Annotated in this window: 17 protein-coding genes; 11 read left to right on the top strand and 6 right to left on the bottom strand. The window is 66.4% G+C overall.

What is annotated here, in order from left to right; translation table 11 throughout:
• Positions 1-52: 52 nt before the first annotated feature.
• On the bottom strand, positions 53-1057 hold the full coding sequence (locus ACTIF6_RS24520; protein WP_439590372.1) for a tripartite tricarboxylate transporter substrate binding protein: 1005 nt from the start codon (positions 1055-1057) through the stop codon (positions 53-55).
• A 55-nt stretch (positions 1058-1112) separates the two neighbouring features.
• On the bottom strand, positions 1113-2798 hold the full coding sequence (locus ACTIF6_RS24515; RefSeq protein ID WP_439590371.1) for a long-chain fatty acid--CoA ligase: 1686 nt from the start codon (positions 2796-2798) through the stop codon (positions 1113-1115).
• Between the two features lie 195 nt (positions 2799-2993).
• Between ACTIF6_RS24515 and ACTIF6_RS24510 the strand changes: the two genes are divergently transcribed.
• Both ACTIF6_RS24510 and ACTIF6_RS24505 read left to right on the top strand, forming a co-directional pair.
• Positions 2994-3821 (top strand): IclR family transcriptional regulator, encoded by an 828-nt coding sequence (locus tag ACTIF6_RS24510; RefSeq protein ID WP_439590370.1) that lies wholly within the window; start codon positions 2994-2996, stop codon positions 3819-3821.
• Positions 3822-3827: 6 nt separating this feature from the next.
• Entirely contained in the window at positions 3828-4877 is a 1050-nt protein-coding gene (locus ACTIF6_RS24505; protein WP_439590369.1) for a hypothetical protein, read from the top strand.
• A 65-nt stretch (positions 4878-4942) separates the two neighbouring features.
• Here the strand turns inward: ACTIF6_RS24505 and fba are convergent, their stop codons facing one another.
• Together fba and ACTIF6_RS24495 are read right to left on the bottom strand one after the other, a co-directional pair.
• Positions 4943-6007: a class II fructose-bisphosphate aldolase gene (gene fba / locus ACTIF6_RS24500; protein ID WP_439590368.1), complete on the bottom strand. Its 1065-nt coding sequence runs from the start codon at positions 6005-6007 to the stop codon at positions 4943-4945.
• Between the two features lie 103 nt (positions 6008-6110).
• Positions 6111-6995, bottom strand: a complete 885-nt coding sequence (locus ACTIF6_RS24495; RefSeq protein ID WP_439590367.1) for an alpha/beta hydrolase — start codon at positions 6993-6995, stop codon at positions 6111-6113.
• 144 nt (positions 6996-7139) lie between these two features.
• Here ACTIF6_RS24495 and ACTIF6_RS24490 point away from each other — a divergent pair, with 144 nt between their 5' ends.
• Positions 7140-7904: a DUF481 domain-containing protein gene (locus ACTIF6_RS24490; RefSeq protein WP_439590366.1), complete on the top strand. Its 765-nt coding sequence runs from the start codon at positions 7140-7142 to the stop codon at positions 7902-7904.
• Between the two features lie 8 nt (positions 7905-7912).
• Here ACTIF6_RS24490 and pyk read toward each other — a convergent pair whose 3' ends face one another.
• Entirely contained in the window at positions 7913-9349 is a 1437-nt protein-coding gene (gene pyk / locus ACTIF6_RS24485) for a pyruvate kinase (RefSeq protein ID WP_439590365.1), read from the bottom strand.
• A 124-nt stretch (positions 9350-9473) separates the two neighbouring features.
• Here pyk and ACTIF6_RS24480 point away from each other — a divergent pair, with 124 nt between their 5' ends.
• From ACTIF6_RS24480 to ACTIF6_RS24460, 5 genes are all read left to right on the top strand, one after another.
• Positions 9474-11084 (top strand): gamma-glutamyltransferase family protein, encoded by a 1611-nt coding sequence (locus tag ACTIF6_RS24480; RefSeq protein ID WP_439590364.1) that lies wholly within the window; start codon positions 9474-9476, stop codon positions 11082-11084.
• A 134-nt stretch (positions 11085-11218) separates the two neighbouring features.
• Positions 11219-11677, top strand: a complete 459-nt coding sequence (locus ACTIF6_RS24475) for a YiaA/YiaB family inner membrane protein (protein WP_439590363.1) — start codon at positions 11219-11221, stop codon at positions 11675-11677.
• A gap of 38 nt (positions 11678-11715) precedes the next feature.
• Entirely contained in the window at positions 11716-12162 is a 447-nt protein-coding gene (locus tag ACTIF6_RS24470) for a hypothetical protein (RefSeq protein ID WP_439590362.1), read from the top strand.
• 11 nt (positions 12163-12173) lie between these two features.
• Positions 12174-12983 carry a DUF2145 domain-containing protein gene (locus tag ACTIF6_RS24465; RefSeq protein WP_439590361.1) on the top strand — a complete coding sequence of 270 codons (810 nt, stop codon included), beginning with the start codon at positions 12174-12176 and terminating at the stop codon, positions 12981-12983.
• Between the two features lie 125 nt (positions 12984-13108).
• Positions 13109-13276: a hypothetical protein gene (locus ACTIF6_RS24460; RefSeq protein WP_439590360.1), complete on the top strand. Its 168-nt coding sequence runs from the start codon at positions 13109-13111 to the stop codon at positions 13274-13276.
• Here ACTIF6_RS24460 and ACTIF6_RS24455 read toward each other — a convergent pair.
• On the bottom strand, positions 13273-13938 hold the full coding sequence (locus ACTIF6_RS24455; RefSeq protein WP_439590359.1) for a DUF1345 domain-containing protein: 666 nt from the start codon (positions 13936-13938) through the stop codon (positions 13273-13275). The two genes, ACTIF6_RS24460 and ACTIF6_RS24455, sit on opposite strands and share 4 nt — an antisense overlap.
• Before the next feature lie 283 nt (positions 13939-14221).
• Between ACTIF6_RS24455 and ACTIF6_RS24450 the strand changes: the two genes are divergently transcribed.
• From ACTIF6_RS24450 to ACTIF6_RS24440, 3 genes are read left to right on the top strand one after another with little or no spacing between them, the layout of a single operon-like run.
• Positions 14222-15994, top strand: coding sequence for an N-acetylglutaminylglutamine amidotransferase (locus tag ACTIF6_RS24450; protein ID WP_439590358.1), 1773 nt, complete (start codon positions 14222-14224; stop codon positions 15992-15994).
• 14 nt (positions 15995-16008) lie between these two features.
• Positions 16009-17748 (top strand): N-acetylglutaminylglutamine synthetase, encoded by a 1740-nt coding sequence (gene ngg / locus ACTIF6_RS24445; protein ID WP_439590357.1) that lies wholly within the window; start codon positions 16009-16011, stop codon positions 17746-17748.
• Complete coding sequence (locus ACTIF6_RS24440; protein WP_439590356.1) at positions 17745-18947, top strand: osmoprotectant NAGGN system M42 family peptidase; 1203 nt, start codon at positions 17745-17747, stop codon at positions 18945-18947. The genes ngg and ACTIF6_RS24440 overlap by 4 nt, the downstream gene beginning before the upstream one ends.
• The last annotated feature ends 4 nt before the right edge of the window (positions 18948-18951 follow it).

Genomic DNA, 18951 nt, shown 5'->3' with positions numbered 1-18951 from the left:
ATCGCAAGTTGGCGAGGAGATGGTCTGCCGGCCATCCCCACCCGGCGCGGGGCTACTTGGCGGCCAGGCCCAGGCGCTCGATCAGCGCCTTGTCCTTCACGAAGGTCTCGGCCGCCCACTTGCGGTAGTCGTCGCCGTTGCGGTACCACATGGCCTGGTTGAGCTGGCTCAGCACTTCGGTGTGCTTCGGATCGTCCATGGCCTTCTTGAAGGCGTCGTGCAGCGTCTTCACCACGGCCGGGTCCATGCCCTTGGGGCCGGCCAGGCCATAGGGCGATGTGGACACCACGCCATAGCCGAGTTCCTGCGCGGTGGGGACCTCGGGCCAGCGTTTGGTGCGCTGCTCGCCGAAGGTGACCAGCAGGCGCATCTCGCCGCTGTCGACGAACTTGTCCCAGCCGCTGGCGTCGCTCTGTGCCATCACATGGCCGCCGAGCAGGGCGGCCTGCAGGTCGGCGTTGCCCTTGAACGGCACGTGCGTGAGCTGCACCTTGGCGTTGCCGGCCAGTTCTTCCATCAACAGGTGGGGGCTGCTGCCGGTGCCGGTGGAGCCGTAGTTGATCGCGCCGGGCTGCTTGCGTGCGGCCTCGATGTAGTCCTTGAACGTCTTGTAGGGCGAGTCGGCTTTCACCGTCAGGCCGAAGGTGTAGCCGGAGACGCCGATGATGTAGCTGAAGTCGGTGAGCGGATCCCAGTTGGTCTTCTGCATGTGCGGCATGCGCAGCAGACCCAGCGGGAACTGGGCGATGGTGTAGCCGTCCGGCTTGGCCGTCTGTGCCATGGTGGCGGGGCCGAGCGTGCCGCCGGCACCGGGCCGGTTCTCGATCACGATGGGTTGCCCCAGGTTCTTGCTGGCGAGCTCGGCCAGGGTACGCAGATGGCGATCGGTCGAGCCACCGGCTGGCCACGGAATGATGAGTGTGATCGGCCGGCTGGGATAGGCCTGCGCCTGAGCGGCACCCCAGGGGGCCACGCTGGCGCCGGCCGTGGCGGCGGCGGCCAGCAACAACGATCGGCGGCGTTGCGATGGGGGTGGGCTTGTCGTCGTGTGTTTCATGGTGTTGTCTCCTGCGGGTGGCGAAAGATGCCGCGCCGGGGCGCAGCGCGGTTGCTCAGGGGGGATGGGGTTGTGCGTCGCGCGCGGCCTGCTGCTCCTGCAGTTCGCGCCACATGACCTTGCCGCTGCCGGAACGCGGCAACGACTCCACGAATTCCACGGTGCGGGGGCTTTTGTAGGCGGCCATGTGCCCGTGCGCCCAGTCGATCACATCCTGTTCGCTGACCTGGCCGCGCCGCTCCGGGCGCAGCACCACGAGGGCCTTGACGCTCTCGCCGCGTCGCGCATCGCGCACGCCGATCACGCAAGCCTCCTGAATGTCCGGGTGGTGGTACATGAGCGCCTCCACCTCGGCCGGCCAGACCTTGTAGCCGCTCGCGTTGATCATGCGTTTCAAGCGATCGGTCATGAAGAAATAGCCTTCGCCGTCCACGTGGCCCAGGTCGCCGGTGCGCAGGAAGCGCTGGCCATCGATGTCGACGAACACCTCCTGCGTGGCCCGCTCGTTGTGCCAGTAGCCCTGCATCACCTGCGGCCCGTGCACGAGGATCTCGCCGGTCTCGCCCGCAGGCAGTTCCCGCATCGTGGCTGGATCCACCACCCGCGCTTCCACATCGAACACCGGCAACCCGAGGCATTGCCGTTTGGGCCGGTGCATGGGGTTGATGTGGGTGGCAGCCATGGTCTCGGACATGCCGTAGCCCTCGATGTAATCCAGCCCGGTCAACGCCTTGAGCCGGGCGGCCAGCGCATCCGGCATCGCCGCTCCGCCACCGCGAATGCACGCCAGGCTGGAGAGGTCGATCTGCTCGATGCCGGGGTGGCCCAGGAAATCGATCACCATGGTGGAGATGGCCTGCCAGACCGTGACGCGGTAACGCTGCATGCAGATGGCGGCGACTTCGCGGTCCCAGCGCGAAAGCACCACCAGCGTGGCGCCGGCATAGAGTGGTCCGTTCAGGCTGCCCGAAAGGCCGGTGACGTGGAAGAAAGGCAGCACCGACAGGCAGACCGAATCCTGCGAGGTGCCGAACCAGCGCACGCCACCCACGAGCGTGCTCATCACGCTGCGGTGCGTGTGCATGCAACCCTTGGGCAGGCCGGTGGTGCCCGAGGTGTAGGGCATGGCACAGAGGTCGTCCGGCCCGGCGGTGAAAGGGCCCGGCGCCAGTGCGAGGGCGACCGCGTCGGCCCAGGCGATGAGGCCGGGTTCTTCCAGCGGTTCGCGCGCGGCCACCACGAAATCGGGCACGCGCAGATCGGTGGGCGCGCGAAGGTGGTCGCTGTAGGTGGCCACGATCGCATGGCGCAGGCCGCCCTGCGGTGCCACCAGCGGGCGCAGTTGCGGCAACAGGTCCTGGGCCACGAGTGCCACGGTGGCGCCACTGTCCTCGATGCAGTGGCGCAGTTCCTCCACGCGGTTCATGGGATTCACCGGCACCACCACCGCGCTGGCGCGCAGGATGGCGTGAAAGGCCAGCGCCCACTGCGGGCTGTTCTGCATGCACAGCAGCACCCGGTCGCCGGGTTTCACGCCACACACCTGCTGCAGGTGGCCGGCCAGATGCTCGGTCTCGCGCAGGGCTTGCGCGTAGGTGATGACGGTGTCGTAGTAGACGATGAAGGGCTTGTCAGGGTAGCGCCTGGCCGAGACCTCGAGGTTGTGGAAGACGTGGGTCTGCGGCAGCGTGAGATGACGCGGGAGGCTGGACGGCCAGTGGGCCGAATGCAAGGACGACATGTCGATCTATGAATTCCGCCAAGCGGAAAAATGAAATGGCGAATTCAATATACGGCGGGCTTTCCGGCGATGTAAATGCCCATCAGGGAAATCGAGCATGTCGATCTGTCACCTGGGGTTCATGAATTCCGACTCGCGGAATATCATTCGGCCCGCGCCGGCCTTTTATTCCGGTGTGCAGAAAAAGGAGTCCTGATGGGCCGCCAGCGCCACACATCCACCACCACCGAGGCTGAAACCGATCCGGCGCAGGACCGCCGGTTCGTCACCGCGCTCGCGCGCGGGCTTTCGCTGCTGCGCTGTTTCGGCCCGTCCGATCGCTGGCTTGCGCATCAGGAGCTGGCGCGCCGCACCGGCCTGCCGCAGGCCACGGTGTCGCGTCTGACCTTCACCCTGACGGGGCTGGGCTACCTGCGCCACCGCGCGGCCAGTGGCGAGTACGCCCTGAGCCCGGCGGTGCTCTCGCTGGGTTTCAGCGTGTTGTCCAACTTCCAGGTCGGGCGCATCGCACGGCCGTTCATGGAAACGCTGGCGGAACACACGCAGGCCGCCATATCGCTGGGTGTGCGTCACGACACCTCGGTGGTCTACGTGGCGCATTGCCGCAGCACGGCCCGCCTCATTCTGGGGCTGGACGTGGGCACCCGCCTGCCGTTTGCCGAGACGGCGATGGGGCGAGCGATCTGGTGTGCGGCCACCGAGGGCATGCAATCGCTGATGGCGCGCCGCCTGCAGGCCGAATCGCCCGAACGCTGGCCCGAACGAGAGGCCGGCTTGCGGCGCGCCCAGGCCGAGTGCGCGCAGCGCGGCTACGCGGTCTCAGCGTCGGAATGGGAGGCAGAGATCGCCGCCATCGGCGTGGGGCTGGATCTGGGGGATGGGCGCGAACCGATGTCGCTCACCGTGGGCGGGCCGGCTTCGCGATTGCACGGCGCCCTGCTCCACGAGGATTTCGGCCCGGCGCTGGTGCGCACCGGGCGCGAAATCGTGGCCGCCATCCAGGCCGCCGAATGGGAAGATTGAACCTCCATGCTCAAGAATTTCCTCAAGCTGCTGTCCGGCAAATCCTCATCCGGTGAACAGCCAGTGGGCGGGTTGTCGGCAACCCGCCCACTGGCCGAGCTCACCGCTCCAGGTGTTCCGCCCTTTGATTTCGCGGCGTCCTTGCAATTCGTCCATGGCCTGCCGGTTCCCGACTGGCCTGCTGTGAGCGCCTGGGTGGCTTCCCTCGCCGAGCCCGAAGACCAGGCCGATGCCTGGGCTGCCGCAGAGCTGGCCTGGCTGGCTCATCTGCAACAAGCACTCGGTCCGCGTTACCACCTGATATCCCATGAATCCGCGATGCTCCTGTCGCCTCTGGCGCCCAAGGTGGCCAGCGCAACCGTCGAGTTCATGACGAAGACGCTCACGCGCATCGAGAGGATGTTGGAGGGTGTGGGTGAGGCACCCGAGTGGGGCAAGGACATCATGCTGGTCTTCGAGGACGGCGACAGCTACTACCGCTATGTGTCTCGCTACTACCCCGACGACGGTGAGTTCGCATTCAGTGGTGGCATGCATGTCAATTTCGGGTGCGGCCACTTCGTGACCTTTCAAGCAGAGCTCCGTGACATGGAGCCAGTCATCGTGCATGAGATGACACACGGCTGCCTGAGCCATCTGGACATTCCCGCCTGGCTCAACGAAGGGCTGGCCGTCAACACGGAGCGCCGGCTTTCCCCGCCAGCGGGGCAGCAGCACACGCCGCAGGAGCTCCATCGCATGCACCAGGCGTTCTGGACCGAAGAGACCATTCAGGAATTCTGGAGTGGCAAGTCGTTTCTGCGCCCCGACGAAGGCAATCTGCTGTCGTATGAGCTCGCGCGGATCCTGGCCGAGCAGTTCTCGCGCGACTGGGATCGCTTCAAGGGTTTCATCCTTCGCGCCAGTCCGACCGATGCGGGGCGCGCCGCGGCCATGGAGGAGATGGGGGTCGATCTGGGCGAGGCGGTGTCGGCCCTGTTTGGCTTCGAGGACTCGGCGTCGTGGTCGCCGGACCCCGTGCATTGGGAAGGTCGGCCTGAGCGGGGTGCCTTCTAGCAGGCCGCTTCGCCCAAGAAAAACGCCACCGCGAGGGTGGCGTTTTTGCAGAAACGAAAGACGGGTCAGTTCACGACCTGGGCCAGCTCGCCCTTGGCGTACTTGGCCGCCACCACCTGCAGGCTCTCACCCTTGATCTTGCTGCCCTGGCCTTCGCAGCCGAACTCGATGTAGCGCTGCTTGCAGACCGCCTTGGCGGCCTCACGAGCGGGCTTGAGCCATTCGCGGGCGTCGAACTTGTCGGGGTTCTCGGCCAGGAACTTGCGCACCGCGCCGGTCATGGCCAGGCGGATGTCGGTGTCGATGTTGATCTTGCGCACACCGTGCTTGATCGCTTCCTGGATTTCCTTGACGGGCACGCCGTAGGTTTCCTTCATCTTGCCGCCGTACTGGTTGATGATGGCCAGCAGTTCGGGCGGCACGGACGAGGAGCCGTGCATCACCAGGTGGGTGTTGGGAATGCGCTTGTGGATTTCCTTCACGCGGCTGATGGCCAGGATGTCGCCGGTGGGCGGGCGGCTGAACTTGTAGGCGCCGTGGCTGGTGCCGATGGCGATGGCCAGGGCATCGAGCTGCGTGGCCTTCACGAACTGAGCCGCCTCTTCGGGGTCGGTCAGCATCTGGCTGTGGTCTAGCTTGCCCTCGGCGCCGATGCCATCTTCCTCGCCGGCTTCACCGGTTTCCAGGTTGCCCAGGCAGCCGAGTTCACCTTCCACCGTGACGCCGACCTTGTGCGCCATCTGTACCACCTTGCGGGTGACGTCGGTGTTGTAGTCGAACGAAGCCGGCGTCTTGCCGTCTTCCATCAGCGAGCCGTCCATCATCACCGAGCCGAAGCCCAGGTTGATCGCGCCCTCGCAGACCTTGGGCGAGGTGCCATGGTCCTGGTGCATCACCAGCGGAATGTGGGGATAGGCCTCCATCGCGGCCTGGATCAGGTGCTTGATGAAGGGCTCACCGGCGTACTTGCGGGCGCCGGCACTGGCCTGAAGGATCACAGGCGCACCGACTTCGTCGGCCGCGGCCATGACGGCCTGCACCTGTTCAAGGTTGTTGACGTTGAACGCTGGAATGCCGTAGCCATTGGCCGCAGCGTGGTCGAGCAGTTCGCGCATGGAAACGAGCGCCATGTGATTCCCCTAGTTCAGTTGGTAACCGTGGTGTAACCCGGGAGTTTAACTTTTGGGGAAAGGGCACGGGCCGTGTGCGGCGCGCCAAATGTCACGCGATGCGTCAGCTTGTGGTCCTGGGGGGCTCGAGCAGGAAAGCGCTTACGCGGTTGAGCACCGGAGCAAGCCCGCGCAGTGGCGGAGCGAAAGCGCCGATCAGGGTGGTGTGGCTCACCCGGTCGAAGAGCTCGACCTCTACCGGTGTCCCCTGGCGCTTCAACGTCTCGGCCAACGCAAGGGTGTTGCGCTGGGGGTTGACCAGCGTGTCGCTGCGCGCGGCCATCAACAGCGCGGGGCGTGAGGGGGCCATGTAGGCCCTCGCATGAAACAGCGGCTGCGAGTCGGCGGGGGTGCCCGGCCATTCGAATGCCACCTGCACGTCGGGATTGCCGATGGGCAGGAAATCGTAGGGACCGGCCAGGCCGGCCCAACCGGCAATGCGTTCGCTTCCGAGCCAGCGCGGGTCCAGCGCCAGCATGGCCGCGTTGTAGGCGCCTGCGCTGTGACCCACGATGAACAGCCTGTCGCGCGACGCGCCGAACGCCGTGGCTTGTGCGCCGGCCCAGCGCACCGCCAGCGCACAGTCTTCCAGAAACACGGGATAGCGCACGTCGGGGCTCAGGCGGTAGTCGGCCACCACGGTGACGATGCCGCGCGAGGCCAGCGCTTCACCGACGAAGCGGTAGTCAGCGCGCGCGCCGCTGCTCCAGCTGCCTCCGTAGAAGAAAACCGCGATGGGTGCGCCCCGGACGGTCGGCGCTGGCAGGTAGATGTCGGCTCGCTGGCGCTCGGCACGGCCATAGGGCAGATCGCGTTTCACGGTGTGGGTGTGCGAAGGCACCGTGGCGTTGATGAGGCGCAGTGGCGAGCAGGCCTGCAGCAGAGGGGCAAGGCCCAGCAAGCCCAGCCAGCGGCGGCGCAAAGGAGCGTGGAAATGCGGCGGTGTCATGAACCATTTACGCACGCCGGACCGCGCCGGATTCAAGCGCTCGAAACCAATCGTCACAAATCCGGCGGAACTGCAACGGCTTCGGGGTGAACCCTCTGTGTGAGAAGCCAGAACCACCTCCCTCCCAACAAGAAAGGAATCGCCATGCCCGCTCGTCCACTGAACGTGACACTCGCCGCCGCCGCGCTGCTCTCACCGGCTCTCTCAATGGCGCAGGTCACGCTCAAGCCCGATGGGCAGTGGCGCTACCTGCTGACCGCCGGTGCCAACGTCTCTTCAGGCAACAACGATGCCCGCTCGCTCAACCTCTCGGCCGAGGGCGCGCGCCAGACCGAGATCGACAAGTGGACCTGGAACGCCCGCGCCGACCAGGCCAGCAACGCCGGGGTGTCCACCACCGATCGCTATGGCCTTCGCACGCAGTACGACCGCAACATCTCACCCGACTGGTTCGGCTTCGGATCGGGCGAGACCTTGCGCGATCAGCTGGCCAACATCGACGCCCGCTACTCCGTGGCCAGTGGTGTGGGTCGCCACATCTGGCGCGAAGAGCGTGGCTACTTCGACGTGTCGGCCGGTCTGGGCTACACCTACGACCGGTACATCACGTCCACCGACATTGCAGGCGCCATGCGCGACCGCTACGGCCGCCTGGAGCTGGTGCTGGCGGAGGAGTCCAGCCACAAGCTGACCGAGACCACCAGCCTGCGCCAGAAATTCACGCTGTATCCGGACCTGCGCGATTCGGGCAAGTACCGCGCGGTGCTGGACATGGGTCTCACGGTGGCGATGACAGAGGCAATCAACCTCTCGGCCGGCTTGAGTTACCGCTACGACAGCGATCCCGGCACGAATCTCAAGAAGGTTGATGCGATGTTCGTGACCGGCGTTTCACTGCGCTTTGATTGACCCCACGCTCACCCGGCGCGGCAGATCTTCAGCGTGTTCGTGCCACCCGGTTGACCCATGGGTTCGCCCACCGTGATCGCGTAGACATCACCGGTCTCGACAATCCCGCGCTTCTTCAGGTGCGCCTCGGCGTCCGACAGTGCGGAGTCGCGGTCGATGCTGTTGTCCATGAGCAGCGGGCGCACATTGCGGTAGAGCGTCATGCGGCGCTGGGTCGAGAGATTGGGCGTCATGGCGTAGATCGGCATGCGCACGTTGTGCCGGCTCATCCACAGCGCGGTGGAGCCGGAGTCGGTCAGTGCCACGATGGCCTTGGCGCCCAGATGGTGTGCCGTGAACAGGGCGCCCATGGCGATCGACTGGTCGATGCGCTTGAAGGTCTTGCCCTGGAAATCCGCGGTGAGTTCGCGGTACTCGGCCTTTTCGGCCTCGAAGCAGATGTTGGCCATTTCCAGAACGGTCTCCAGCGGGTACCGGCCCGCAGCGGTCTCGGCGCTGAGCATCACGGCGTCGGTGCCGTCGAGCACGGCGTTGGCCACGTCGCTCACCTCGGCTCGCGTGGGCACCGGGTTGACGATCATCGATTCCATCATCTGCGTGGCGGTGATCACCACCTTGTCCATCTCGCGCGCTAGTCGGATCATGTGCTTCTGCAGGCCCGGCACGGCTGCATTGCCCACCTCCACCGCCAGGTCGCCGCGCGCCACCATGATGCCGTCGGACACCTTGAGAATGTTGGCGAGCTCGGGAATCGCCTCGGCGCGTTCGATCTTGGCGATCAGTGCGGGCCGGTGGTTCAGGTGCGCGCCGGCCACGTTGCAGAGCTGGCGCGCCAGTTCCATGTCGGTCGCGCTCTTGGGAAAACTCACCGCCACATAGTCGGCCTTCAGACCCATGGCGGTCTTGATGTCGTCCATGTCCTTGGCCGTCAGCGCGGGCGCGGTCAGCCCGCCGCCCTGCTTGTTGATGCCCTTGTTGTTCGAGAGCTCGCCGCCGAGTTTCACCGTGGTGTGCACGGCCGGGCCAGCCACCTTGTCCACCGTGAGCACGATCAGTCCGTCGTTGAGCAGCAGCGTGTCACCTGCCTTCACGTCGCGGGGGAGCTCCTTGTAGTCCAGCCCCACGCCTTCGATGTCGCCCGGTTCGGTGCGCGAGGCGTCCAGCACGAAGGACTGGCCGGGTTCGAGCATCACCTTGCCTTGAGCGAACTTGCCCACGCGGATCTTGGGCCCCTGCAGGTCGGCCATGATGCCCACCTCGCGGCCAGCACGCTGGGCGGCTGCGCGCACCAGCTCGGCCCGGTCGATGTGGTCCTGCGCGACACCGTGCGAAAAATTGAGCCGCACCACGTTGACGCCGGCGCGGATCATTTTTTCGAGAAGGGCGGGATCGCTGGAAGCAGGGCCGAGAGTGGCGACGATCTTGGTGGCGCGACGCGGGTTCATGGAAAGGGTCTCCTGAAAATGAGTGGCCAGCGGCGCCGGCTTGTAATTTGGTTTCAATTGTCCATGAAACTGGTTACCAGGTGGTTACGGCCTGCGGTGTACGGCTCTGGGATAGAGTGACCCCATGCACTTCGACTTCCACAATCCCTATCCCACCACCCGCATTCCTGTCTTCGCACGCAATGTCGTCTCAACCTCGCATCCCCTGGCTGCGCAGGCTGGCCTGCGCATGCTGTGGAAGGGCGGCAATGCGGTGGACGCCGCCGTGGCCGCCGCTGCGGCCATGACGATCTGCGAGCCGGTGAGCAACGGTCTGGGCAGCGATGCCTTTGCGATCCTCTGGGACGGCAAGGCCCTGCACGGCCTCAACGCCTCGGGGCCGGCGCCGGCCGCGTGGTCAGCCGCGTACTTCCAGCGCAAGTACGGTGCCGATGCGAAGGCGCCGCCCAAGCGCGGCGCCGATTCGGTGTCCGTGCCGGGCGCGGTGGCATCCTGGGTGGCGTTGTCGGAGCGTTTCGGCAAGTTGCCCTTTGCCGATCTCATGGAGCCGGCCATCGAGATCGCCGAGCGCGGTTACCTGCTGCCGGTGGTGGTGCAGCAGAAGTGGGCGGCCGCGACGCCGGAGCTGGGCGGTCTGCCGGGCTTCGCGCAGGCTTTCCTGCCCTGGGGCCGCGCGCCTCGCGTGGGTGAACTGTTCCGCTTCCCGGCGGCAGCGCGGGGCTTGAGACTCATCGGCGAGACGCGTGGCGCGGCGTTCTACGGCGGCGAGATCGCCAAGGCGCTGGAACGCTTCGTGAAGGAGAGCGGCGGCGCCCTGACGGCGCAGGATCTGGCTGCCTACCGCCCGGAGTGGGTCACGCCCATCGAAAAGAACTACCGGGGCCACACGCTGCACGAGATTCCGCCCAGCGGCCAGGGCATTGCGGCGCTGATCGCGCTGGGCATCCTGGAGCAGTTCGACCTGGCCAGCCTTCCGGTCGACGGTGTCGACTCGCAGCACCTGCAGATCGAGGCCATGAAGCTGGCCTTTGCCGACACCTACCGCTTTGTGGCCGAGCCTTCCAGCATGGAAGTGACGCCCGCGCAGATGCTCGACGACGCCTACCTCGCCAGCCGCGCGAAGCTCATCGACCGAAAACGTGCGCAGAATTTCGGCGCCGGCAACCCGGTCAAGGGCGGCACCATCTACCTCACCGCCGCCGATGAGGACGGCATGATGGTCAGCTTCATCCAGAGCAATTTCATGGGCTTTGGCTCCGGCTGCGTGGAGCCTCAATTCGGCATCAGCCTGCAGAACCGCGGCCACGGCTTCTCGCTGCAGCCCGGACCCAACCAGGTGGCACCGGGCAAGCGGCCTTTCCACACCATCATTCCCGCCTTCCTCACGAAAGATGGCCAGCCCGTCATGTCTTTTGGCGTGATGGGCGCCAACATGCAGCCCCAGGGCCACATGCAGACGCTGGTGCGCATGCTCGATTACCGGCAGAGCCCGCAGGCCGCCTGCGACGCACCGCGCTGGCGCTTCAACCATGGCCTGGAGATCAACGTCGAGCAGCAGATGGACAAGGCGACGGTGCAGGCGCTGCTGGACCGGGGCCATGTGGCCGAGGTCATCAACGACAACTACCAGGACTTCGGCGCCGGCCAGTTCATCTGGCGCGCAGGCGATCCGAAGCGCGACGGCTATGTGGCGGCGTCGGACTCGCGCCGGGATGGCGCGGCCGTGGGGTTCTGACCATCTCATGGCCGGTAGGTATCGGATATCGATACCTGAATCATCTTGAATGAACACCGGTGGGGTTTGGCGATGCTTTTTGCGCGCCAAACCCCGACCATCGCGCCGTGTTCAACAACCACCCAAGGTGATTCATGGCTTCGAACCGTTCTCCCCTCATCGTGATGCGCGACACCCGCGCCTGGCAGCTCCAGGTCTGGGTGTCCTTCGGTATCGCCGTCTTCCTCTGCGCCACCGGGCTGGCCTGGCTGCCCAGGCAGGACCTGGACCGCGCGTTCATGGTGATGGGCTATGTGTTCTGTCTGTCCACGGTGTTCGTGCTGGCGAAGTCGGTGCGTGACAGCCAGAAGGCCGCGCAGGCCGGCGTGCCCGAAACGCCGATGTGGCGCATGGTGGTGTGGGGCGGCTTTGCGGTGGCCATGGGCCTGACCGGCTGGGGCCTGCTGCGCATGGAGATTAACGACACCTATCGTGCCTACCTGGGCGTGAGCTGGCTCTACCTGGTCACGTCCGCCTTCACGCTGGCCAAGACGCTGCGCGACCGCCACGAAGCCGACCTGCTGGAGCGCTCCACTTCTGCTGCCGCCGAATGAACCACTCTGCAAACCTTCCCGCATTCAGGAGTCTCGTCATGAAGAAATGGCAATCCCTTTCCCTGGCTGCCGGCCTCGCATTCGCCCTTGCCTGGGGCGGGCCGGCCCGTGCCCAGAGCGAAGCTTCCGTGGCCCTCTCGGCTCTGCCGGTGGCATCTGTGGTGGTGACCGCTTCGACCGCTGCAGCGGCTGTCAGCGTCGTGCCGGTGGCCCTGTCGGTCGCGGGCTCGGTGGTGGTGATCAAAGCCGTCGAGGTCACAGCGCGCGGCACGATCTACGTGCTCGAGCGCGTCTCCGACGGGGCCCGCGCCAGTGTGGAAGTGGGCGCTCGCGGGGCAGTTGCCGTCTCCGTGGGCTTGGGCACCGCGCTCACGGTCAGCGTCATTGCCACGGGCGTGCTGCTTTCAGCAGCGGGCGAGGTGATTGCCTTCATCCCCAACGAGCTGGGCCGCGCGCTGTTGCACAACGAACGCGTCACGCACTGAAAGGACGCGACATGAAGAAGCTGTTGGCCGCTGTGACCACCTGCCTGGCCCTGCTGATCGCTCCCGCCGCACAGGCCGGGCGATCGTGCGAAGCGAAACCCCTGAATGCGCAGGGTATCGAGCGCGGCATGGCGCTGGCGCAGCGCACCGCCGAGGCGCTGGATGCCGAGCACCAGCGCAGCGGCGCGCGTGTGGTGGTGCTGGCCCGTGCCGGCCAGGACCTGGGCAAGTACGGCCTGCGTTACTCGCACCTGGGCTGGGCCTATAAGACGGCCGAAGGCCCCTGGCGCGTGCTGCACAAGCTCAACCAGTGTGGCTCGTCCGTGGGTTCCCTCTACCGCCAGGGCCTGGGCGAATTCTTTCTGGACGACCTCTGGCGCCATGAAGCCGCCTGGGTGGTGCCCGCGCCCTCGCTGCAGGCGCCGCTGTACGCGCTGCTGACCGATCGTGCACGTGGCATCGCGCTGCACACGCGCGACTACAACATGGTGAGCTACCCCTGGAGCACGCGCTACCAGCAGTCCAACCAGTGGGCGCTGGAGACCCTGGCCGCCGCGGCTGAGCCCGGAGTGACCACGCGCGAACAGGCCCAGGCCTGGTTGCGCTTCAAGGGCTACCAGCCCACCACGCTGCGACTGGGTGCCATGACGCGGCTGGGTGCGCGGGTGAGTTCGGCCCACATTGCTTTTGATGACCACCCCAACGAAAAACGGTTCTCCGACCGCATCGAGACCGTGACCGTGGATTCGGTGTTCGAGTGGCTGGCGCGCTCGGGGATGGCGTCGACACCTCAACGCTTCGAACTGCCACGGGCGTACTGAACGGCCATGGCGTGGCGGTAGGACAAATCCGACACGGTGTTGCACCGTCGTCCTGCCTGGCGAAGGCGGCGGGGCGCCTACATTGGATTCATACGGAATCAGGTCCACCCCCGCCGGAGCCCACCATGTCGCTGCCATCGACCGCCATCGCCGCCTACGCTGTCACGCTTGTCGTTGCACTCGCCAGCGCGGTCGCGCATCCCTGGTACGACGCCGAAAGCCGGTTCCTGAATGCCCTTACCACGCTGAACGCAGACACGGCCGCCGTGCTGATCTCGGCCGACGCGCCCTAATGACCGGCGCTGGCGAATACGTTCACCGCCGTGGCGAGCACACCCAGGTTGAACGCGAACGACAGCAGCGCGTGCATCAGCACCAGGTGCCGCATGGGGCGGCTGCGGACCGATACGTCAGCCACCTGCGATGTCATGCCGACCACCATGCTGTGGTACAGCAGGTCCAGGTAGTCGGGATCGCGGCCACCGGGGAACGCCAGGCCGCGATCGAGCGAACCGGCCTCGATGCCTTCGCGGTAATACACGCGCGCGTAATGCAGTGTGAACACACACTGGATGAGCAGCCACGCGCCCGCCAGCGACAGCGCCATGAGCGCAAGCTGCAGGCCTCGTTCGCCTCCCTCCAGGGTGCGGGTGCTGCCGACATTGATGGCCACCGCCAGCAAGCTGACGCAAGCCGCCGCCGTCACGAACACGAAGAGCATGGCCGCGCCCGGGTCTTCCCGTTGCGCCCATTGCTGCGTGGTCTCAGCGTCCAGGCGGGCAGCGAGGTGCCAGACCAGCGCGACGTAGGTGGCGCAGTAGGTGATCCAGCCGATCAGCCACAAGGCCGCGGACGACTCGGGCAGCCAGGCCGCGCTGAGGGCGCATGCCAATGCCGCAGGCAGCAACGCCAGTCCCTGGCGCTGCCACGCGGTGAGGTGAAAAGGCCATTTCATTATATGAATTTCAATAATTTAAAGTTGATTAAAATGCAAATATTGATATAATCACCATTCTCACCATCTTTCAACCCGCGTGCACCTGAGGCTCGCGGAACGATGGAAGCCCGTTCAGCCGGCTTCCCGGCCCCACGCCCTGTGGTGTCCGTTCCGTCGGTCGTGCACCAGCCGATCCGCCCATCCCCGTTGACCCCGCCCCGGCATCACCCGGCCAGTATGGCGCTCAACCGTTTTCCACTCCAGCGGCGATCGGCCTGTCCAGCAGGAGGGCACAACACCCATGTGTGGAATCGCAGGAGAAATCCACTTCGACGGCACCCCCGTCGATATCCAGGCGCTGGCGCGCATGAACGAACGGCAGCAGGCACGCGGTCCCGATGGGCAGGGCCTGAACGTGAGCGATCGCTTTGGCTTTGGCCACCGTCGGCTCAAGATCATGGATCTGTCCGATGCCGCGCAGCAGCCCATGTTCGACCCGGCCCTGGGGCTCGGCGTCGTGTTCAACGGCGCGGTCTACAACCACGTCGAACTGCGCCACGAACTGGAGGCCAAGGGCTACCGCTTCTTCTCCACCGGTGACACCGAGGTGTTGCTCAAGGCCTACCACGCGTGGGGCAACGACTTCGTCAAACGCCTCAACGGCATGTTTGCTTTCGCCATCTGGGATCGGGCCAGTGGTCGCGTGCTGCTGGGGCGTGACCGCCTGGGCATCAAGCCGATGTACCTTGCGCCATTGCCGGGCGGTTTGCGGTTTGCGTCCTCGCTGCCGGCGCTTCTGGCCGCGGGAGGGGTGGACACCGCCATCGACCCGGTCGGCCTGCACCACTACCTCTCACTGCACGCCATCGTGCCGCCGCCGCACACGTTGTTGCGCGGGGTGCGCAAACTCGCGCCGGGCACGCTGCTGCAGATCGAGGCCGACGGCACCACGGAAGAGCACCGTTTCTGGACGCTCAGCTACGAGCGCGACGGCGCCGACGAGGCGCGCTCGTTTGACGAATGGCGAGAGATGCTGCTCGATGGCCTGCGCGCAGCGGTCAAGCGCAGGCTGGTGGCCGACGTGCCGGTGGGCGCGTTGCTCTCGGGGGGCGTGGACTCCAGCCTCATCGTGGGCCTGATGGTCGAGGCCGGCGTGCGCGACCTGCGCACCTACAACGTTGGGTTCGAGGATGTGGGCGGCGAGAAGGGCAACGAGTTCGAGTATGCCGACATCGTGGCGCAACGCTTCGGGACGACGCACGAACGCATCTTCGTGCCCGAGGCCGAACTGCTGCGCCGCCTGCCCGAAGCCATCGGTGCCATGAGCGAACCCATGGTCAGCCACGATTGCATCGGCTTCTACCTGCTCTCTGAAGCCGTGTCGCGCCACAGCAAGGTGGTGCAGAGCGGGCAGGGCGCCGACGAGGTGTTCGGCGGCTACCACTGGTACCCCAGGCTGCAGGGCAGCCAGAACCCGGTGGCCGACTACATGGCGGCGTTTTGCGATCGCGACCACGCCGACATGGGCGAACTGTTGCGCGAGCCCTGGCTCGGCGATGACCACACCGGCCGCTTCGTGGCCGATCGACTCACCGCCGCAGGTGCCAGCGACCCGGTGGACCAGGCCCTGCGGCTGGACACCACCGTGATGCTGGTGGACGACCCGGTCAAGCGCGTGGACAACATGACCATGGCCTTCGGGCTGGAGGCCCGCGTGCCATTCCTGGACCACGAGCTGGTGGAACTGGCTGCGCGCATTCCCGCGCGCCACAAGCTGGCCGGGGGTGGCAAGGGCATCCTGAAGGAGGCCGCGCGCCGCGTGATTCCTTCTGAAGTGATCGACCGGCCGAAGGGCTATTTTCCGGTGCCGGCACTCAAACATCTGAAAGGCCAGGTGCTGGAGAGCGTGCGCGACGCGTTGTCCAGCCGCGCAGCGCGAGAGCGTGGTCTGTTCCAGGCGGCGTATGTCGACCGCCTGCTGGCCGACCCCAGCGCCCACCTCACGCCGCTGCGCGGCTCCAAGCTCTGGCAGCTCGGCCTGCTCGAGCTCTGGCTGCAGAAACACCTGACCTGAAAGGAGACATCCCCATGATGCGCAAGCAAGCCCAACGCGCCCTCCGGCTCAGCCGCACCAGCACGCCCCAGGCCGAGAGCCGTGGCCAGGCGCCCGCGCGTGCCAGCGTGGTGACCGAATGCGGCTGGGGACGCCTGATCGCCGGCCACACCTTCGCCGATCCCGCCGACATCGCCGCCGCCCTGCTGCAGGAAAAGCCGGGGCAGCGCGACATTGCCTTCTACATCGACAAGCCGCACGTGGTGGTGTCGCACGCACCGGCGCAACTGTTCGTCGACCCGTCGGAGACCTTCCGGCTGCGGCTCAACCACTACACGCCCCAGCGCGCCGTGCGGCGGGGCTTCACCATCCGTCGGCTGCGCTCGCGCGCCGACGTGGCCGCCATCAATGCCATCTACCGTGCGCGCCGCATGGTGCCGGTGGACCCCGTGCATGTGTGGGGCCAGCGCAGCGAACGGCAGACCGTCTACGCGCTGGCGGAAGACCGCCACACCGGCGAGGTGATCGGCGTGGCCATGGGCCTGGATCATGCGGATGCCTTTGGCGACGCCGAGCCCGGCGCCAGCCTGTGGGCGCTGGCGGTGTCGCCGCAGGCCAGCCACCCCGGCATCGGCGAGGCGCTCACGCGCTACCTCGCCGAGCATTTCCAGGCGCGCGGCCGGGCGTTCATGGATCTCTCCGTGCTGCACGACAACGCCTCGGCCATTGCGCTCTACCGCAAGCTCGGTTTCCAGAACATCCCGGTGTTCGCGGTGAAGCGCCGCAACGCCATCAACGAGCCGTTGTTCACCGGCGGCGGCGCGCAGGCTGACGGGCTCAACCCGTACGCGCGCATCCTGGTGGACGAGGCGCAAAGGCGCGGCATCCGTGTGGAAGTCATCGACGCCGAGAACGGCTACTTCAAGCTCAGCCTGGGCGGCCGCAGCGTGGTCTGCCGAGAGTCGCTGAGTGAGCTTACGAGTGCGGTGGCCATGAGCCGCTGCGCCGACAAGCGCGTGACCGTGCGGCTGTTGTCACAGGCAGGCCTGAAGGTGCCACAACAGGCGCTGGCAGCGGACGCCGAACACAACGCCGCATTCCTTCGCGAGCACGGTGCCATCGTCGTCAAGCCGGTCGACGGCGAGCAGGGCAAGGGCATTGCCGTGAACCTCACCGACGCGGACGACGTGGAGGCCGCCATCGAGAACGCGAGCCAGTATGGCGAGCGTGTGCTGCTCGAACAGTATTGCGAAGGGCAGGACCTGCGCGTGGTCGTCATCAACCACCAGGTGGTGGCCGCCGCCCTGCGCAAGCCGGCCACGGTGGTGGGCGATGGGCAGTCCACCATTGCGCAACTGATCGACAAGCAGAGCCGGCGTCGCGCGGCGGCGACCGGGGGCGAGTCGCGCATCCCGGTGGATGGCGAAACGAAACGCTGCATCGGCCTGCAGGGCTTCAAGCTCGACGATGTGCTGCCTTTCGGCGAATCGCTGGCGGTGCGCAAGACCGCCAATCTGCACACCGGCGGCACCATCCACGACGTCACCGACCAGCTGCACCCCACGCTGAAGAACGCCGCCGAACACGCCAGCCGCGTGCTCGACATTCCCGTGACCGGCCTGGACTTTCTGGTGCCCGCTGTCGACCAGCCCGACTATGTGGTGATCGAAGCCAACGAGCGCCCCGGCCTGGCCAACCACGAACCGCAACCGACCGCACAGCGTTTCATCGATCTGCTGTTTCCCGGCTCCGCCACCCAACAGGTGCCCGCATGAAGAAGACCCCGCTGCCCCCGATCGACTACGCCTTCCTGGAAGAAACGCTTCTTCAACTGCTGGCCATACCGAGCCCCGTGGGCCTCACCGACGCGGTGGTGCGCTACACCGCGAGCCGGCTCGATGCCATCGGCATTCCCTACGAGATCACGCGCCGCGGCGCCATTCGCGCCACCCTCAAGGGCCGCGAGGCACGACCCGCCCGCGCCATCGTGGCCCACCTCGACACGCTGGGCGCCATGGTTCGCGAGATCAAGCCCAACGGCCGTCTCGGCGTGGTGCCCATCGGAAGCTGGTCGTCGCGCTTCGCCGAAGGCGCGCGACTCACCGTGTTCACCGACACGCAGCAACTGCGCGGCACCTGTCTGCCGCTCAAGACTTCGGGCCACGCCTTCGGCGGCGAGATCGACACCCAGCCCTCCGACTGGGACCATGTGGAGGTGCGCGTCGATGTGCCGGCGCACAGCGCAAAAGACCTGAGCGAAGCAGGTATCCACGTGGGCGACTGGATCGCCTTCGACCCGCAGACCGAGGTGCAACCGGGCGGCTACATCAACTCGCGTTACCTCGATGACAAGGCCGCCGTTGCCGTGCTGCTGGCAGCGTGCAAGGCGCTGGTGGACAGTGGCGTGACGCTGCCGGTGGATGCGCATCCGCTGTTCACCATCACGGAGGAAGTGGGCTCCGGTTCGTCGGCCGCGCTGCATGGCGACATTGCCGAAATGGTGAGCCTGGACATCGCCATTGCCGCGCCCGGGCAGAACACCGACGAGCGCGCGGTCACCATCTGCCTGCAGGACATGGCCGGTCCGTTCGACTACCACCTGACACACAAGCTGATCGACCTGGCCAAGGCCCATGGCATCGAGCACCGGCGCGACGTGTTCCGCTTCTACCGGTCCGACTCCGCCGCCGCGGTGGAGGCCGGCAACGATATCCGCACAGCGCTCATCGGCTTTGGCGCCGACGCGTCCCACGCGCAGGAACGCACCCACCGCAATTCGCTGCAGGCGCTGGCCGAACTCAGTGTGGCCTACCTGATGTCGGATCCCGTGGCCCGGCGCGACCGCAAGTCCATGGGCTCGCTCGAAGGCTTCACCGAACAGCTCAAGCCCGAAGAGATGCAGGTGTCCACCACTTCGCTGCCCGACCCGCAGGCGTTTCTGGAGGCAGACGGGACCGTGTCACCCGACAACTGAGCGG

The organism is Hydrogenophaga sp., from assembly GCF_051860785.1.
Lineage (GTDB): Bacteria > Pseudomonadota > Gammaproteobacteria > Burkholderiales > Burkholderiaceae_C > Hydrogenophaga.
This window is presented reverse-complemented; position numbering and strand designations above follow the sequence as displayed.

Coding starts and splice junctions, on each gene's coding strand:
- ACTIF6_RS24465 (WP_439590361.1), top strand. CDS start 12,174: ATGAAGAAGCTGTTGGCCGCTGTGACCACCTGCCTGGCCCTGCTGATC.
- ACTIF6_RS24495 (WP_439590367.1), bottom strand. CDS start 6,995: ATGACACCGCCGCATTTCCACGCTCCTTTGCGCCGCCGCTGGCTGGGC.
- ACTIF6_RS24515 (WP_439590371.1), bottom strand. CDS start 2,798: ATGTCGTCCTTGCATTCGGCCCACTGGCCGTCCAGCCTCCCGCGTCAT.
- fba (WP_439590368.1), bottom strand. CDS start 6,007: ATGGCGCTCGTTTCCATGCGCGAACTGCTCGACCACGCTGCGGCCAAT.
- ACTIF6_RS24520 (WP_439590372.1), bottom strand. CDS start 1,057: ATGAAACACACGACGACAAGCCCACCCCCATCGCAACGCCGCCGATCG.
- ACTIF6_RS24490 (WP_439590366.1), top strand. CDS start 7,140: ATGCCCGCTCGTCCACTGAACGTGACACTCGCCGCCGCCGCGCTGCTC.
- ACTIF6_RS24475 (WP_439590363.1), top strand. CDS start 11,219: ATGGCTTCGAACCGTTCTCCCCTCATCGTGATGCGCGACACCCGCGCC.
- ACTIF6_RS24440 (WP_439590356.1), top strand. CDS start 17,745: ATGAAGAAGACCCCGCTGCCCCCGATCGACTACGCCTTCCTGGAAGAA.
- ACTIF6_RS24470 (WP_439590362.1), top strand. CDS start 11,716: ATGAAGAAATGGCAATCCCTTTCCCTGGCTGCCGGCCTCGCATTCGCC.
- ACTIF6_RS24455 (WP_439590359.1), bottom strand. CDS start 13,938: ATGAAATGGCCTTTTCACCTCACCGCGTGGCAGCGCCAGGGACTGGCG.
- ACTIF6_RS24450 (WP_439590358.1), top strand. CDS start 14,222: ATGTGTGGAATCGCAGGAGAAATCCACTTCGACGGCACCCCCGTCGAT.
- ACTIF6_RS24510 (WP_439590370.1), top strand. CDS start 2,994: ATGGGCCGCCAGCGCCACACATCCACCACCACCGAGGCTGAAACCGAT.
- ACTIF6_RS24505 (WP_439590369.1), top strand. CDS start 3,828: ATGCTCAAGAATTTCCTCAAGCTGCTGTCCGGCAAATCCTCATCCGGT.
- pyk (WP_439590365.1), bottom strand. CDS start 9,349: ATGAACCCGCGTCGCGCCACCAAGATCGTCGCCACTCTCGGCCCTGCT.
- ACTIF6_RS24480 (WP_439590364.1), top strand. CDS start 9,474: ATGCACTTCGACTTCCACAATCCCTATCCCACCACCCGCATTCCTGTC.
- ACTIF6_RS24460 (WP_439590360.1), top strand. CDS start 13,109: ATGTCGCTGCCATCGACCGCCATCGCCGCCTACGCTGTCACGCTTGTC.
- ngg (WP_439590357.1), top strand. CDS start 16,009: ATGATGCGCAAGCAAGCCCAACGCGCCCTCCGGCTCAGCCGCACCAGC.